The sequence below is a fragment of the Alteromonas sp. 07-89-2 genome (genome assembly GCF_013113925.1).
GTDB classification, from domain to species: Bacteria; Pseudomonadota; Gammaproteobacteria; order Enterobacterales; family Alteromonadaceae; genus Alteromonas; species Alteromonas macleodii.
Window position 1 is genome coordinate 1 of the sequence record NZ_VTYM01000021.1, and the last position, 17,668, is coordinate 17,668.

The 17,668-nt window shown below is 45.4% G+C and carries 12 protein-coding genes; 4 read left to right on the forward strand and 8 right to left on the reverse strand.

The genetic code is table 11. From position 1 onward, the window contains the following. Positions 1-302: 302 nt before the first annotated feature. From csrA to F0261_RS13810, 3 genes are all read right to left on the reverse strand, one after another. Positions 303-494 (reverse strand): carbon storage regulator CsrA, encoded by a 192-nt coding sequence (gene csrA, locus F0261_RS13800; protein WP_012517705.1) that lies wholly within the window; start codon positions 492-494, stop codon positions 303-305. A gap of 134 nt (positions 495-628) precedes the next feature. Then, on the reverse strand, positions 629-3,226 hold the full coding sequence (gene alaS / locus F0261_RS13805) for an alanine--tRNA ligase (protein ID WP_014948671.1): 2,598 nt from the start codon (positions 3,224-3,226) through the stop codon (positions 629-631). A gap of 313 nt (positions 3,227-3,539) precedes the next feature. Continuing rightward, the gene (locus F0261_RS13810) at positions 3,540-3,998 is read right to left on the reverse strand and encodes a regulatory protein RecX (RefSeq protein ID WP_014948670.1); all 459 of its coding nucleotides are present in this window, start codon (positions 3,996-3,998) and stop codon (positions 3,540-3,542) included. 118 nt (positions 3,999-4,116) lie between these two features. On the opposite strand from F0261_RS13810, the gene F0261_RS13815 reads away from it, so the two are divergent. Together F0261_RS13815 and F0261_RS13820 are read left to right on the forward strand one after the other, a co-directional pair. After that, positions 4,117-5,442, forward strand: coding sequence for a GNAT family N-acetyltransferase (locus F0261_RS13815; RefSeq protein WP_171338253.1), 1,326 nt, complete (start codon positions 4,117-4,119; stop codon positions 5,440-5,442). Further along, positions 5,432-7,507, forward strand: coding sequence for a M13 family metallopeptidase (locus F0261_RS13820; protein WP_171338254.1), 2,076 nt, complete (start codon positions 5,432-5,434; stop codon positions 7,505-7,507). Before F0261_RS13815 ends, F0261_RS13820 begins: the two co-directional genes overlap by 11 nt. 236 nt (positions 7,508-7,743) lie before the next feature. Here F0261_RS13820 and betI read toward each other — a convergent pair whose 3' ends face one another. The 4 genes from betI to F0261_RS13840 form a co-directional block, all read right to left on the reverse strand. Beyond that, complete coding sequence (gene betI, locus F0261_RS13825) at positions 7,744-8,319, reverse strand: transcriptional regulator BetI (protein WP_069943918.1); 576 nt, start codon at positions 8,317-8,319, stop codon at positions 7,744-7,746. A 73-nt stretch (positions 8,320-8,392) separates the two neighbouring features. Beyond that, positions 8,393-10,816: a TonB-dependent receptor gene (locus F0261_RS13830; protein ID WP_171338255.1), complete on the reverse strand. Its 2,424-nt coding sequence runs from the start codon at positions 10,814-10,816 to the stop codon at positions 8,393-8,395. Between the two features lie 253 nt (positions 10,817-11,069). Next, entirely contained in the window at positions 11,070-12,707 is a 1,638-nt protein-coding gene (locus tag F0261_RS13835) for a SulP family inorganic anion transporter (protein WP_014978618.1), read from the reverse strand. Between the two features lie 11 nt (positions 12,708-12,718). Beyond that, positions 12,719-13,372: a carbonic anhydrase gene (locus F0261_RS13840; protein ID WP_014948664.1), complete on the reverse strand. Its 654-nt coding sequence runs from the start codon at positions 13,370-13,372 to the stop codon at positions 12,719-12,721. Positions 13,373-13,531: 159 nt separating this feature from the next. On the opposite strand from F0261_RS13840, the gene F0261_RS13845 reads away from it, so the two are divergent. After that, the gene (locus tag F0261_RS13845; protein WP_014978617.1) at positions 13,532-14,500 is read left to right on the forward strand and encodes a hydrogen peroxide-inducible genes activator; all 969 of its coding nucleotides are present in this window, start codon (positions 13,532-13,534) and stop codon (positions 14,498-14,500) included. A 17-nt stretch (positions 14,501-14,517) separates the two neighbouring features. Then, on the forward strand, positions 14,518-15,405 hold the full coding sequence (locus F0261_RS13850; protein ID WP_041449819.1) for a LysR family transcriptional regulator: 888 nt from the start codon (positions 14,518-14,520) through the stop codon (positions 15,403-15,405). Between the two features lie 135 nt (positions 15,406-15,540). Here F0261_RS13850 and F0261_RS13855 read toward each other — a convergent pair whose 3' ends face one another. Continuing rightward, positions 15,541-17,562 carry a methyl-accepting chemotaxis protein gene (locus tag F0261_RS13855; protein WP_014978615.1) on the reverse strand — a complete coding sequence of 674 codons (2,022 nt, stop codon included), beginning with the start codon at positions 17,560-17,562 and terminating at the stop codon, positions 15,541-15,543. Between the last annotated feature and the right edge of the window lie 106 nt (positions 17,563-17,668).

Consider the following 17,668-nt stretch of genomic DNA (forward strand, 5'->3'; position numbering starts at 1 on the left):
GTTCATAACCAAGTACGCTGATTCGTATTACTTACTTGAGTTATTTAAAAACGCTCCAAAATCTCAAATAAAGCGGTAAATGTCTCGATTTAAAAATCGTCCACCCAGAAGGCTTTGTGCTAGAAAAAAGCTGTGCACGACCCAGAGACTTAACTTGGTCGTTAGCGCGAGACATCACAACGTCATTTCTGGCGAAATAGAACAGAAACAATAGACTTGCGCTAAAGCCCGATAAGATTTACTCACTTAAAACAAAAAAGGCCAGCGTAAGCTGACCTTTTCCAATGAAGCGTATAATGCAATTATTCTGCAGAGCCTGGCTGACCGCCTTTTTCTGCTTGAATGCGCATGTATATCTCTTCACGGTGCACAGAAACTTCTTTTGGTGCATTCACACCGATACGTACCTGATTCCCTTTTACACCTAGTACGGTAACGGTTACATCGTCACCAACCATAAGCGTTTCACCAACTCGACGAGTCAAAATAAGCATTCGCTTGCTCCTGTTCCTTAATACTGAACATCATCCATTAAGATTTGCCAACCCATCGGCACGACCCGATGGAAGCGACAGTGATTCCATGTTTCTGCGTCACTTCAAAAACTCACTGTTATACACAAAAATAATTATAGCTTATCTTGTAACCAAGCGTTAACCGAATCTAGTGCCTGGCCCAAGTTTTCAGGCTGATCACCGCCTGCCTGTGCCATATCTGGACGACCGCCCCCTTTGCCACCTACTTGTGATGCGACAAAGTTAACTAGCTCGCCCGCTTTAACTTTACTAGTGAGGTTTTTAGTAACGCCAGCAATAAGATTCACTTTCGCGTCATTAGCCACACCTAATACTACGATCCCTTCACCAATTCGGTTTTTAATGTCATCCATCATTGAACGCAAAGACTTCGCTTCAACACCTTCCAAATTCGCAATAAGAACTTTAACGCCATTTATCTCTACTGCATTACTAAGCATATCAGCACCTTGCTGACTCGCCAGTTTTTGTTTCGCAGAATTGAGCGCTTTTTCTAGTTCTTTAGTCTGATTTTGTAGAGAAACTACGCGATCAAGTACATTTTGGCTATCTGTTTTCAATAACGCAGACAATGAAGACAGTGTCGCTTGTTGGGTTTGCACGACTTCAAGTGCATGCTCGCCAGTAACTGCTTCGATACGTCGAACGCCCGATGCAATACCCGCTTCACTGGTAATTTTAAACAAGCCAATATCACCAGTACGTGTAACGTGAGTACCACCACATAGCTCTACAGAGAATGGCCCCATGGTTACCACGCGAACTTTTTCGTCGTACTTTTCACCAAATAGCGCCATTGCGCCTGATGCTTTGGCTTCATCCAAATCCATTAGTTCAGTTGCTAACGTGTGGTTTGCACGTATTTCTTGGTTAACTCGTCTTTCAATTTCAGCAAGTTGCTCAGCCGTTACTGCCTCAAAATGCGAGAAGTCAAAACGCATGCGCGGCGCTTCAACCAATGAACCTTTCTGAGTTACGTGCTCACCTAAAATTTCACGCAGTGCTGCATGAAGTAAATGCGTTGCGCTGTGGTTCTTTTTAATGGCTTCACGATTTGCTGCATCAATCGCTGCGGTTGCCGTATCACCTTTAGATACCGAACCTTTAGCAATACCTTTGTGTGCAAACGCATTACCCATTTTTTGGGTGTCGGTAACGATGAATTCACCGTTTGCCACGCGAAGCACACCTTTATCTCCAGCCTGACCACCACTTTCAGCGTAGAACGGTGTGCTGTCTAATACCACAACGCCTTCTTGACCGTCTTCAAGCTTCTCAACAAACGCATTGTCGGCAATAAGTTCAACCACATTCGCCTGGCCTTCTACATCGGTGTACCCCGTAAATGAGGTTGTGTGGTCAATAGCGAGTTTACTATTGTAGTCTGCACCAAAATTGCTAGCCTGCTGTGCACGGGCACGCTGTGCTTGCATAGCAGCTTCAAAACCTTCTTCGTCAATCTTAAGGTCGTGCTCACGTGCTACATCATTGGTTAAATCAGTAGGGAAACCATAGGTGTCGTAAAGCTTGAACACTACGTCACCCGGCACTGTGTCGCCTTCTAGAGTTTCTAATGTATCGTTTAGGATAGCCATACCACGGGCTAACGTTTTGCTAAACTGCTCTTCTTCAACACGTAGTACTTTTTCAATTACCGGTAGCTGGTCTACAAGTTCTGGATACGCTTCACCCATTTCTTTGGCAAGTGATGCCACAAGTTTATAGAAGAAGATATCGTTTGCGCCAAGCTGATAGCCGTGGCGAACAGCGCGACGAATAATGCGACGTAATACGTATCCGCGCCCTTCATTTGATGGCATAACGCCATCGCAAATTAAGAAGCTGCACGAACGAATGTGATCGGCGATAACCCGTAGCGATTTATTTTCTAAATCTTCGCTTCCAACAATTGATGCTGCTGATTTGATCAAGTTTTGGAAAAGGTCGATCTCGTAGTTGCTGTGCACGTTCTGCAAGATAGCGGAAATACGCTCTAGGCCCATACCGGTATCGATTGAAGGCTTAGGGAGTGGTTCCATGGTACCGTCAGCTTGTTTGTTAAACTGCATAAATACCAGGTTCCAAATTTCGATAAAGCGGTCGCCGTCTTCTTCAGGTGTTCCCGGAGGACCTCCCCAAATGTGCGCACCGTGATCGTAAAAGATTTCAGAACAAGGACCACATGGACCGGTATCGCCCATAGACCAGAAGTTATCTGACGTGCTAATGCGAATAATCTTTTCTTTTGGAACACCAATATGGTTTTCCCAGATGTCGAAAGCTTCGTCATCTTCAGAATAAACGGTGACTAAGAGCTTTTCTTTTGGCAAACCAATTTCTTTGGTAAGGAAATTCCATGCAAACTCTATCGCTTCTTTTTTGAAATAATCGCCAAAGCTGAAATTACCCAGCATTTCAAAAAAGGTATGGTGACGCGCAGTGTAACCTACGTTCTCAAGGTCATTATGCTTACCACCTGCGCGAACGCAGCGCTGCGACGATACCGCACGGGTATAGCTGCGCTTTTCCGCACCTAAAAAACAGTCTTTAAACTGGTTCATGCCCGCATTGGTAAAAAGAAGTGTGGGATCATCTGCCGGAACCAGTGACGAGCTCGCCACCGCTTGGTGGCCATGGCTTTTAAAATAATCGATAAACTTGTTACGTAAGTCAGCAGTTGATAATGTCATTGAAAACCTAACTTCCTTTATTCTATTTTTGAAACGTGCGATTTGCCTGTTCTAATGAGCCTTATAATCGGGGCGTTTTGCTAATACACAACACGCCAATCTCCGCTATATTTCTCTGGATAATTAAAATGCACACAAATTTGCGCAACAATACCATGGATAGCGCAATTTTGTTAAGTCTAACGGGGGTAAGATAGGCTCAAATTTCACTTTAAGTAGACGAAAATAGCCAGTATTAACAAAACGAATCGCCGACAGCCCATATTTACAAGGCAACATAGCCGAGAACCCAGCCGTTCGTGCCAAAGCCGTTTTAGCTAGATTCGTTTGCGCTTACCGCATATTCAATGTGATCTTGGTAAAAGCCACGATATTGAAGAAATTGTTTCTGCTTTTGTCTCAACGCGAATTCGGTTTCATAAAACTCGCCAAACTTTTTCTCTTTTACTTTTTTAGCACTTTCAAACCAGTCAGCATCAATCTCTCTCATTGCGTGTTCTGCAGTACTTTCATCTACACCGTATTGCTGTAAGTCTAATTTAATCGCGCGGGGTCCCTTCCCTTTTAAGTACAGTGCGCGAGCTCGGCTTTCTGCAAATCTAGCATCGCTTTGGATATCAGCATCTTTGAATTCCTCCAGAATAGGCATGAAAGCATCACTCGCTATTCCCTTCTGCTGCAACTTTCGCATAATCTCGTTAAAACTATGCTCTCGTCGTGCCAGCATGCGAGTAATCGCGTCGGTAATGATTTTTCGGTCGAACTCTGACATTTTTGTAAACTTACTCTTCTGTATTAAACGTAGAAACCGCGTTATTTTAGCGTTAATTACTAGTACATTGCGACTATCTAGCGTTTTACGCACTTAACCTCTACATGATGTAAACTGCATGACAGCATCCAACTATCGCATAACAATAATAGATTCGATTGAACAGATCTCTAAAGAGCGCTGGCAATACCTCGCAAAAGAATCGGGTCCTTTCGTTTCTTATGAATTTTTACATGCGCTAGAACGCAGCGGCTCGTGCAGCAATGAATCTGGGTGGCAGCCTTGCCATATTGCTATAGCGCAGAGCCAGCATGAGGCTGTTAATCTCGTTATTCCCGGCTACCTGAAAACTCACAGCTACGGTGAATACGTGTTTGACCACGCATGGGCTAATGCTTATGCACAGCACGGTCTCGACTATTATCCTAAATGGATATCGGCCATTCCCTTCACGCCCGTAACAGGCTCTAGACTACTTTCTGATGGGCACATTGCGCTTACTCCGTCACTTTTAAGTGAACTAGAAAATACATTGACAGCGTATGTAGAGTCCGTATTTGGTGAGGCTTTGTCATCTTTTCATTGGCTATTTCCCAATGAAAGCACCTCGGCTCAACTCATTGGTAAAGGCGAGACTGAGGCCAGTGAATTAGCCGATGATTTGCCTAATGACCAATTCAAAGTTCAACCCAGTATTCCCAGCCACTACCTGACCCGATACGCGGTTCAGTTTCAGTGGCATAACTACGGTTATGGTGATTTCGACGATTTTCTTAACGCGCTTACCTCCCGCAAAAGAAAAGATATCAAGAAAAGTCGACGTAAACTGAACGAGCAAGGCGTCCGCTTTACCCATCATACCGGCAACGAGATTAGTCCAGAGACACTGCAGTTTTTCACAAAGTGTTACAAAGCAACCTATTTAAAACGAAGCGGTCACGTGGGATATTTGAATGATGTGTTCTTTGAGCAGCTTGTCGAGAGCATGAGCGATAACATGCTTATAGTTACGGCAATAGAGAATGAGGTAGCAGTAGCCAGCGCCCTCTTTTTCTACGATGAGACAGGACTGTATGGCAGATACTGGGGAGCACTGAAAGAAATAGACGGGCTACATTTTGCCTGCTGCTATTTTGAAGGCATTGAATTCGCCATTGAGAAAAAACTATCGCTTTTTAATCCCGGCACCCAAGGTGAACATAAAATACTTCGAGGCTTCGAGCCCATTTATTGCCGTTCTCATCACAAATTACAACATCCGTCGTTTCACACTGCTGTAGCAGACTTTTTACAGCGAGAAACGCCACATATCGCAAGCTATTTTAATCAGGCACGGAATGCTTTACCGTTTAACAAGGAATTTGTGCCTACTTTAAAAACAACGAGTGTCACTGCACCTAACGACGACACTTATAATCACAACGAGAAAAACGATGAAATATAAACTTCTTGCCGTAGCGATTGCGGCATCTTTGGGACTTGCTGGTTGCGGTCAGCCTGAAAAAGCCCAAGAACAAACCAGCAATGTTGAAGCGCCAGAAATGAAGGGCGAAGCGGAACTAGGCTCTTTTGGCGTAGACTTGACCGCTCGTAATGAAGCGGTAAAACCTGGTGATGACTTCTTCATGTACGCGAGCGGTACATGGTACGACAACTACGAGCTGCCCGCTGACAAAACTCGCTACGGCGCGTTTACGGGTCTTGCAGAGCGTAGTGAAGAGCAAGTTAAAAACATCATTGATGGGCTAATGGACAAGTCTTCACTAAATGCAGAAGAAAAGCTTGTTCACGACTTTTTCGTTGCTTATATGGATACAGATACCATCAACGAAAAAGGTATTGAGCCAATTAAAGACGTACTCACGTCTATCGATAGTATTGAAAACAAAACTGACCTAACCAAAGCATTTGGTAACAGCTGGTTAGTAGGCTCAACCACGCCAATTGGCGGCGGTATGTGGTACAACCGCCTTGACCCAAATGAATACCAATTAAGTGTTGGTGTTGGTGGTTTAGGCCTTCCTGATCGCGACTACTACCTGAGCGATAGCGAACGTTTTGTTAAAATTCGTGAAGCGTATGTAGCGCACATCGAGCAGATGCTAAATTTTGCAGGCGAAGAAAACGCAGCTGAAAAAGCGGCGAACATTCTTGCCCTTGAAACACAAATTGCAGAAATTCAGTGGCCTCGCGAAAAACGCCGTGACCGCGATCTTACTCTAAACCAGATTGAACGTAGCAAGCTGTCTGACGAGTACCCTGGCTTTGATTGGGATACGTATTTTGCTCAAACCGGTTATAAGGTACCTGAGCTAAATATTACACAGCCTGAGCCAGTAAAAGACGTTATTAAAATTATTAACGAAGCTGATCTCGCTGATTGGAAGTCGTACTTGAAATATCACACTATTTCAAACAATGCGGATTTCCTTTCTGAAGATATCTACCTAGCCAACTTTGACTTCTTTGGTCGTACACTAAGCGGTCAGCAAGAGCCTCGTCCTCGTTGGAAACGCGCAGTGAGCCAAATGTCTGGTACTGAATCACTTGGTTTTGCTATCGGTAAGATTTACGTAAACGAATACTTCCCAGAAAGCTCAAAAGAGCAGATGGCAGAGCTGGTTGAGAACTTGCGTACAGCACTAGGTGAGCGTATTGAAAACCTAGACTGGATGAGCGAAGAAACCAAGGTAAATGCGAAAGAAAAGCTAATGGCATTTAACCCTAAAATTGGTTATCCGGACGAATGGCAGTCTTTCGACGGCGTAACTATTAGCGACAAAGACTTAGTAGGCAACGTTCGTAATCTTCGCACATTCTTCCAAGACCAGTCAGTAGAACGTGAGCTAGAGAAGACCGACCGCAACCGCTGGGGCATGACACCACAACGTGTAAATGCGTACTACAATAGCTCGTTCAATGAAATTGTATTCCCAGCGGCTATCTTGCAACCGCCATTCTTCGATCCAAATGCCGACGCTGCTGTAAATTACGGTGCAATCGGTGCGGTAATTGGTCACGAAATGGGACATGGTTTTGACGATCAAGGCTCGAAGTCAGATGCAAACGGTATTCAGCGCAACTGGTGGACCGATGCTGACCGCGCAGCGTTTGAAGAAAAAGCGGATATGCTAGCCGAGCAATACAGCCAGTACGAGCCTATCGAAGGTAACTTCGTAAATGGTCGCAACAGCTTGGGTGAAAACATTGGTGACGTGGGTGGTCTAGCCATGGCTTACCACGCCTACAAACTTAGCCTTAACGGCAAAGAAGCGCCGGTAATTGACGGCCTAACAGGCGATCAGCGTTTCTTCCTTGCATGGGCACAAGTGTGGAAAGAAAAACGCACTGAAGAAAGCATGCTGAATCAACTTCGCGCAGGTACACACGCGCCAGGTCGTTATCGTGCACAAGCTCCAAGAAACCATGATGCATGGTATGAAGCGTTTGACGTGAAACCAGGTGATGCACTTTATCTTGCGCCAGAAGAGCGCGTAAGAATTTGGTAACTCATTGAGTTAAGCACTTAGTGAGTACATGCTAGCTTCTCGCGCCGGATAGCGATTTGTATCTGGCGCCAGCTAATACCAGTCCGCATAAATCATGTAGCTCATTTAGAAAGTGTAGATAATTAAAAAGGGCGGTTCGACTTATCTCGAACCGCCCTTTTTATTTTTCTAATAGTATTCGATCAGTGGTACTTATACGCCAGCCGCGAGTACTTGTTTAACTTCCGTTTGCTTATTTATCTTCCGTATTGGGCAACTAAATCGCGAACGTATTGCTTGCAACGGGCTACAGCTTCTGAAAAATCACCGTTACCCACACTGCCCATGGAATAACGAAGCCAATACCCATCAATTAATGCAGCGGTAGACGCAGCGGCGTTTTTGACCTGCTCAGGTTTAAGTAGCTTGCGGTAACTAAACGCTAAATTACGCTCTAAGCGTTTGTGGTTAATACACTGCAAACGATGCAAGCCTTCGTTGTGAAGTGACAACGCCCAGAAGTTAAACCAGGTATTGGTGGCGGAACTCGCCCCTTGGGTTTGTGAAAAGTTATTTTCAATAATGAAATCAATCCGCTCTAGGGGATCGTCAATACGCTGCGTGATTTTTAGCGCATCGAGAAGGTGGCGCATCGTTGCTTCAATTAAACCTTGCTTGTCACCAAAATAGTGACTGATTATCCCTGAAGAAAGCCCAGCTCTTTTGCTAATTAAGCTAATCGTTGTACCGTGATAGCCAACTTCTGCCATCACTTCTAGCGTTGCTTCTATTAATTGCTTCTTGCGAACTGGCTCCATTCCCACCTTGGGCATGCTACAACTCCAAACCTTAAATCTAAAAAATAACCTGCGACAGCACAATGCCGCCGCAGGCATGATATCACGATTAAAAGGTTAAGCGTGCGTTGACTGCAACAGCGCGAGGTGCGCCAATCCAAAATGCACCTGGTGCAATGGTAGACGCATAGTCTTCATCAAACAGGTTGTTTACTGTTAAACGCACTTCTAGCTCTTCAGCACCTGAACCAATGTTTTCGATAAAGCCGCCAATATAGAAGTCGCTAACGATATAGTCATCAACTTGTGCTGCATTATCAATATCCAGGTAGCGGCTATCAACGTACTTGGTAGACAGGCCTGCAAAGTAGTTATCGCGTGCCCAATCAAGGCTAATTACCGCCATAGTGTCAGGCGTACCGATAACCGTATTACCTTCAATAGCTACCAGTGACACTTCAGGGTTTTCAGGGTCAGCGATGGCTGCCAGCGCATCGTCAAGTGTATCGTATTGCGTACCTGAACTACCTACCGTCGCAATATATTCTGACTCGCTTAAGGTAATAGAAGTGAACAACGAGAACTCTTCGGTTAGCATAATGTCTGCTGAAATTTCAAAACCACTAGACTCAATACCGCCCACGTTTTTGTATCCACCCGCGGCTGCTTCAAGAAAGTCTATGCCCTCTGAGGTTTCGTTACTGGTAAATTGAATACGGTCGTTAAACTCAATATTGTAGTAGGTCACGCTGGCATTGAAGCCAGGTGAAGAGTAGCGGAAACCTACGTCAATGTTGTCAGCGGTTTCTGGCTTTATAAAGCGAAGGTCAGTATCGTTGCGCTCTAGTTGCGCATCTTTAATTGCCGCAAAGTTCTCACCGTAACCTGCGAAAACTTCCACTCCTTCAATGGGTAAAGGTGCGACGATACCGGCTGAGAATAAGGTATCTGAGTCAGTATTCACCGCTAAGTTGTTGGCTGAATCAAAGTTGTCCGTTTTTTCGATATCTACGTTAAACTTCTTGGCACCAGCGCGAATGCGGGCAAAGCCTAGATCAAGCTCATCTTCCACATAGTACATCAAGGTATCAACTGGGAAGGTTCTATCGTACTGCACCCAGTAAGGCACGTTGTCATAATCGATACTAATAGACGAATTGGTAATTTTATGCCAATCGCGAGACTCGCCACGCTCATAGTCTTCCCACCAAATACCAAAACGTACGGTATTATCAAAATCACCAATTTTGGTGTACCACACAGCATCAGCATTAATGCCAAAACGCTCTTTATCATAATGGGTGTGACGATATGAGCCCACAGGAATAGCGCCTTGCGCGTGACAGCCTGGGTCATATTCTGCACCTGCACCACCATAAGGGAAGGTCAGTGAGCTTTGACAACCATCAATAGGACTTAGCTGGTTGCCTTGTCTATCAACAAAGTAGATTTGTCCCAGCTCTTCTCCACCGAATACCGTATTTCCAACAATAAGCTCTGAGTGCCCTTCTGCTCCGTCATCAGTGATATCGACAATATAGGGTGGAACCCATTCGCCGCGTCCTTCATTGTCGTGATAATACACGTTAGTCATAAAATCGACCTGGCCAATAGTAAAGTCAGCCTGTAAATAAGCGAAAAGGTTTTCGCGTAGGGTAGACCAACCTCGACGATACGCCTGATCTTGATAAGGCACACCTGTCCACTCGTCAGTTAACTGGTCCCAGTCTGGATTTTGCTCATATTGCGCCAGCCCGTATATGCGCTGGTAGTTATCTTCGTGGGTATCGTCGTAAGACAGGTAACCTGTAAGAGACACGTCGTTAACGGTAGAGATAAACTTCATGGCTAAATGATCACGGGTGTTCTCTGCTGCCTGCTGCATAAAGTCAGAACTTTCTTGACTTGAAAGGCTTATCCACGCGTAAGTATCTTTAAAGATTTCGCCTGTTTCGTAGCGTACATAGTATTTTGACGCATCAAATGAACCCGCTGTTACACTGGTTATTAAGCCCTGCTCCGCAGACGGGTTAATGGTGGTGAAATTCAGTGTGCCGCCCAAGGCTTCGTGTGAACGGGAAGCGATATCCGCCGTACCCTGAGAAACTTCAACGCCTTTTACGTTTTCGGTATCGATATAGCGATTCGCTTTCGCGCCACCACCGTAATTCGAGTTACCGTTGGCGATGCCATCTACCGTCATGCCAATTTGCTGCTCGTTTAGGTTTACTTGAAAGCCACGAATAACAATAGACGTTGACCAGTCATCAGCCCCAAAGGTATCACCTTCGTTAATAAGCACACCCGGCAGGTTATCAACCGCGGCTAACACACTGCTAAGATTAGCCTGTTGTTTAAACATATCGTCGCTCGTTGCGTTATTCGCGTAAGAAACGCTTCGCCCAACAACGGTAATTTCTTCTATGCGCTCTTCGTCAGCACGCTCTGCTTCCTCTGCCCACGCCACTGTAGGTGTAGTCATAGACGAAAGTGCTGCAAGTACAGCTAACGAGAGTTTATTGTGTGTTTTCATGTGTTTCCCAAAGTAGTTGTGTAATGTTTACTCACTACTCTAGGGAGGAATTGTTACAGTAGCGTTAAGTTTAATTGAACAATCAATTAATAAAACATTTTCCATGTTTGTTTACTCAATGACATCCAAGTAAACATGCACCAGCTATAAACGGACCCAGAAATTTAGCAAAGAAATCTTTGCCTAACAGACACAAAAAAGCCCTCACTAAGGAGGGCCAAAAGGGAAAGGTTTATCTTACCTTGATATTACTTTACGACTGCGTTGCGGCTTGAAAACGGGTATTTTTGCTTTCAGTCCCGGCTACTTGCTTTTCTGCGTAAAGCAAGGCGTCGTGTAGCGTGTCAAAGTTGGGGATACCTGGGTGCGCTTCGTTTACGCCCTCAAGCACCTTATTGACTTCTGCATTAGCACCACAAATAACCAGCTGACGACCTGCCGCTAGTGCATCTGAAGTAACTGTATCAACTGCCATCGCAGCAGAAACATCCATAAGTGGAACGCGCGAGAAATCTAAAATGGTGACTTTAGAACCCGGTTTCACACGCTCACGAACGTGGTGGCCCAAATCGGCAGCCGCACCAAAGCTTAGTGGTCCGCCAAAACTAAAGATTGATACTTTGTCTTTAAGAGATTCCAGAAGCTCATTATCTTTAGGGTCGTTTAACGACTCAGGGATTTTCTTAAGCTCTTCAATTTGCAGCTGTGCGATTTGCTTAACGTAAGCTAATGCTGCGAATACCACGCCAACACCAACTGCTGTGATCAGATCTACAAATACCGTTAGCGCAAGCACCATAATCATTAGGCCGAAGTCCCAACGTGGGCCTTTGTGAGCGCGCTTCAAGTAACTCCAGTCGATGATATCTAAGCCTACTTTAACCAAGATACCAGCAAGAACAGCGTGAGGAATTTGCGCCGCTAGCGGGCTAAGACCTAACACAATTGCTAGAAGAACTAGCGCGTGTACCATGCCCGATATGTTGTACTTACCACCGCTACGGATATTTACAACAGTACGCATCGTTGCGCCTGCACCTGCGATACCGCCGATAAGACCAGCAAATGTATTACCAATACCTTGGCCGATTAGCTCTTTATTGCTATCGTGACGGGTACGCGTCATGTTATCAGCAACAAGAGATGTAAGTAGACTGTCGATGGCTCCCAGCACAGCTAGAATAAACGCGGCTTCAAGAATAAGCAGTGCTTTACTTTGGTCAAATACTGGAAGGTGAAGGCTAGGTAAACCCGTCGGGATATCACCAAGGATTGGCACAGACAGCGCTAAGCTTACAAGCGTGCCAATGATAAGTGCAGCCAGTGCGCCAGGCACATACTTGCCTAATTGCGGTGGCCATTTGTAGGCAATAACCAAGGTACCAAGGCCTAACGCCAAGGTTGCAAAATCAATATCGGCAAGCGCGGTTGGCAAGTATGTCAATGCGCCGATTGTTCCGCCGGGAGGCTCATGGCCCAGTAAGCGGCCGATTTGAAGAATGATGATGATTGCACCGATGCCCGACATAAAGCCCGATATTACCGGGTAAGGCACTAGGCGAATGTATTGACCAACACCAAGGACACCAAAAACAATCTGGAATACACCGGCCAATATCACAGCTGTGAATATAAGGCTAGCGTCGCCTGATAGACTTGCGAACAAGCCTGCAAGAACAACAACCATAGGCCCCGTTGGACCAGAAATCTGTGCTGGTGTACCACCGAAAAGTGCGGCAAAGAAGCCAACCGCAATAGCACCGTACAGGCCCGCCATTGGGCCTAAGCCTGACGCTACACCAAGTGCAAGCGCCAGTGGTAAAGCAACAATACCGGCTGTTAAACCGCCGGTAAAATCGCCTCGTAGGTTTGAAAGGTTAATTTTTACCATAGTTATAGACCTTATTCACCGCGAGCAAGTTGTGCTTCGGCAGTAGACTCGTCCATTACATCGAATTCACCAGACTCAGTGTTGTAGTAAAGCACTTCACCTGAACCAATGTTATAAACCCATCCGTGAAGCTTAACCTGACCTGTTGCAATTTTTGCAGCAACAGCAGGGTGAGTGCGAAGGTGCTGAATTTGCTGAACAACGTTCTCTTTCGTTACCGCTTCCAGGTCGTCAATAGAAAGGTCTGAATGGCCACAGCGCTCTTTAACAACTTCAGTTGCAACACGGCAATGACCTAGCCACTCTTTTACATGCGGTAGCGCACTTAAGCCTTCAGGGTTGATGGCGCCTTTCATCGCACCACAGTCAGTATGGCCACAAATAACAATATGAGAAACGCCCAGTGCAGCAACTGCAAACTCAATAGACGCTGTCATGCCACCAGTTTGGTTGCTGTGAGGAGGTACGATGTTGCCCGCATTACGGCAGATAAATAGCTCACCTGGATCAGTTTGTGTTACTAAGTTCGGGTCGATACGTGAATCAGAGCACGTAATGAAAAGCACTTCAGGGTTCTGCCCGGTAGCTAGTTTTTGAAACGTAGCTTTTTTGTTTGGGTAAACTTCTTTCTGGAATTTGGCAACACCTGAGATAACGTGATCCATATATAACTCCCAATTTTTTTAATAATTGTAATGATTATGTAATTACGCCAGTTTCACCTGATAGATTAATAGTTTAATATACTAACTCGCGATAGTTAAATACTATCACCGCTTACGTATCACTACTCATAAGCATAGTAAGAGAGAGCCATTTTCACCATGCAATTCAACGGAAAGACCCCGTCAATTAACCAAATCCGCTATTTTGTTGCAGTGGCTAAATACTTAAGCTTCAGGCAGGCAGCAGGAATACTGGGAATTAGTCAGCCTACTCTGACCAGTCAGATCAGTGCGCTAGAAAACCTATTAGGGCTAACGCTTTTTGAACGTTCACGCACAGGAACGCTGTTATCTCCCCAAGGTAAAGCCTTGCTTGATGCAGCGGAAGAGGTGCTGCAGGCCTCTCAACGGTTCAGCGAAATTGCACGAGACTTGTCCGAGGGTGAAGTCGTAACCTACCGGTTAGGAATACCGCCAACACTAGGGCCTTATTTACTTCCCTTTGTGCTACCAGATCTGCACAAACGGAAGCCCGGCTTGCGCTTCTATGTTCGAGAAGGCGCCCCTAACGCACTGCAACACGGTCTACTGCGTGGTGAATATGACCTAATTCTTTCCCCACTTTCGGGCGAGAACTCTCAATTGATCACGCAACCACTCTTCAAAGAGCCTTTAAAATTCGTCACGCCTTCTGATCACAAATTGTCAGGAAAAGCCTATGTTAAGCCAGAAGAAATAAGCGGCGAGAAAGTGTTAACACTAGAAGACCGACATCACTTTCATCATCAAGTGCAGCGCATTTGCGATGAGATTGGGGCAGATTTACAGCGTGATTATGAGGGCACCAGCCTAGATACTTTGCGTCAAATGGTGGTAATGGGCATGGGTGTAGCCTTCCTACCCGGGCTTTATATCCATTCTGAGTTGCACAAGCCTGAAGCGTTACACGTGTGTGAAATTGCCGATATGCCTATTGAGCGTCAGCACTCATTAGCGTGGAGAAACACTGCGCCTGGACGAAAGACCTTTAGAGAAATATCAATTATCATAAAAGAGATAATTGAAACTCGCCTGTCGGACGCCGTGACTATAGTCAGTGCTGCTCCAAGCCCTCTTCCAAAACGTTAAACTGGTTGTAATTTATTATGATTGATAGACAACATTTACGAATAGTAAGAGCGATAGATGCTGAAGGCACGATGACAGAAGCGGCAAAATCGCTTTTTCTAACCCAGTCAGCGTTAAGCCACGCAATGAAAAAGTTGGAAGCTCATTTTGACGTACCGCTTTGGAAAAAAGACGGCAGAAGACTCACGCTGACTCAGGCGGGTCAGAGTGTATTGGGCTTAGCTCACCGAGTTTTACCCCAGTTTGAGCATACTGAAGCCCAATTACGCAGATTTGCCGATGGTAAACAGGGCATATTACGCATTGGGATGGAGTGCTACCCATGTTTTGAATGGTTGCTCAAGGTTGTAGCGCCTTTTTTGAAAGCCTTTCCCGATGTTGATGTAGATGTACGCCGCGCGTTCTCTTTTGGCGGTTTACAAGCGCTTCACGGGTACGATATTGATATATTGCTCACGCCAGACCCTCTTTCACTTGAAACCATTACCTACACGCCAGTGTTCGAATATGAGCAAGTATTGGTAATGGATAAGCACCACCCTTTGGCAGAGAAGCCATTTGTTACACCGAAAGACTTAAGCAATGAGACCCTTATCACCTACCCCGTAGAACTCAGTCGACTGGACGTATTCACGCATTTTCTTACTCCTGCCAATTGCACAGTGAGGCAACATAAAACGATTGAAACCACAGAGATCATGTTACAAATGGTAGCCGCGGGACGTGGTGTTACTGCGCTACCTAAATGGTTAATTGATGAATCAAAAGAAAGCGATCTCTTGACTTGTCGGTCGCTTGGTGAACAAGGCGTGTCAAAAACGCTGTACTTGGGTCATAGAAAAGCGCAGGACGTATTGGGGTTTGTAGACGATTTCATTGCCCTCTCGCAAACGCACAAGCCATAGGTGTTCCAAACAGTATTTCAGAAACTTATGTCATACTAGGGAATAAAATAATTCGCTAGCCAACAATGTTGGCAAGCGAAAACGCTCTAATTAAAGACTGTCGCGCATTATGCGCGCTTAACGGTATGAATGGCGCTAAATTTTAAACTGTCCCACCAATTCTTTTAAGTCACCAGAGACGGCACTTAACTGCGTAGCTTCCACAGCTAACTCTTCTGCATGCTGACTAGTTTTATCACTTAAACCAGTGATAGCTACGAGCGACTTATTAATATCTTGCGCCACTTCCGTTTGCTGCTCGGTAGCAAGTGCTATGTGAGTACTTTGCTCGTGAACCAAACCTATAGACTGGGTAATGTCTTTAAGCGTTTCGACCACTTTCTCTGTTTTATCGACACCAGATTGAGAACGGGTTTGTCCTTCCTGCATAACACTGTTGGTCTGCTCAGACATCGCCTGCAATCGCTCTACCATTTTTCGTATATCAGTCGTCGATTCTTGTGTACGACTTGCTAAAGAGCGAACTTCATCTGCAACAACGGCAAAGCCGCGCCCCTGTTCACCGGCTCTCGCCGCTTCAATGGCTGCGTTTAATGCCAGTAAATTAGTTTGTTCAGCTATGCTGTTAATTACATCGACTACAGCACCGATGCTATCTGACTCTTTGCTCAATCCGCCTACAACTTCAACACCCTGACTGATGGCGTCAGCCAGCGCGCGAATTTCCCTCATAGCATCTTGCACTTGTTCACTGCCGGCTTGTACCAATTCATCTGCTTTAGTCGCAGCGTCACTGGACTGTGCCGCATTTTTTGAAATTTCAACGACGGTAGCAGCCATCTGCGTCACTGCCGTAGACACATTATCCACCTGACTACGCTCTTGATTAATTTCCTTACTAGTCGCGTGACTCACATCTCGAAGGTGATCCGCTGCATCAGAAACAGCCTTAGTGTTAGCGGCAGTATCTTTTAGCAATGATCTTAGTTTATCGGTAAAGGTATTAAACTCTATAGCAAGCGCACCGATTTCGTCGTTACTCTTAACTTCCAGACGCTTGGTTAAGTCGCCGTCGCCATGCGCTATTTCCGCCATTGCATTGCGCATTTCGACCAAAGGCTGAGTGACTTTAGCACTCGCAAAATAAGTAATAAGGGCTATTAATCCAATAATCACAAAGGCGACGATAATTGCCGTAGTAATTGCATTATTTATAGGGCTATCAATGATGCTTGCAGGGATAAGAATGCCCAGCGACCAATTCATTTGTGGGTTAGTTAACTGAGCGTGCTCAAAAACCGCAACATAGTCTTCCCCCTTCCAGGTTACGTGCACAATACCAGATTCATTAGCCGCTATATTACTTGCCAACTTGCCAAACCCTTCAGTGCTATCAAACACGCTGTCAAAGTTGCGAATAGAGGAGCTTAGTGGCAACGCTTTGCTCTGTTTTGGAAAGTAAACAATGTTTTGGTTTTCATCGAGTAAAAACGCCGTGCCTTGATCTTCATAACGAATGGCATCTATGACCTTACCCACCGTGCTAATAAGAATATCGACACCGCCAACGCCTAGTAACGCTCCATTTTTGTATATCGGGGTTTGTACTACTGCAGATACGCTTCCATCTTGGGAATCGACAGCAGGAGGCGTTACATATAGCTTTCCTTTTTCAACGGCAGTAGTAAACCACGGACGCTTAGTTGCAAAGTAACCGGCGTTAGGATTGCCAGCATCAGGACCCGATGTGTCGACGCCGACTCGGCCCTCTTCATAGAAGTATTCACCCGTCTTAGCTGAACCAAAGAACGCAGATTTAATGATGGGATCTTGGCTGCTGATGCCCTCAAATGTAGCATAGATATCTTCAGATTGAGCCAGTTGGCTTTCGGGCGCCCCTCGCGTGTTATGGCGCGTAAAAAAATCTTGTAGAAAAGGACTACTTAGGAACGCTCTAGCAACGCCGCCATAGGTTGCGAAGAAGCCTTCAACGTCATTAGCTTCACGTGCAACTAAGGATTTAAGCTCTTTTTCTACGCGACTGCGGGTGTTATCTGCAACGGTATTGACTAAGAAAAACGCCGTAATGAGTAACATCAAAGCTATGCTACCGCCAACGATAAGCATGAACTTTTTTTGGAGTGATATGGATTTCATTTGTACTTCTCATTGTTTACTAAACGCCACAACGTGTGAAAAGTATATTCCAGCACTAGGGCCTGTTGACCTTTGTTGTACATTTTTTCAGCGGTCTTTGTGCCAT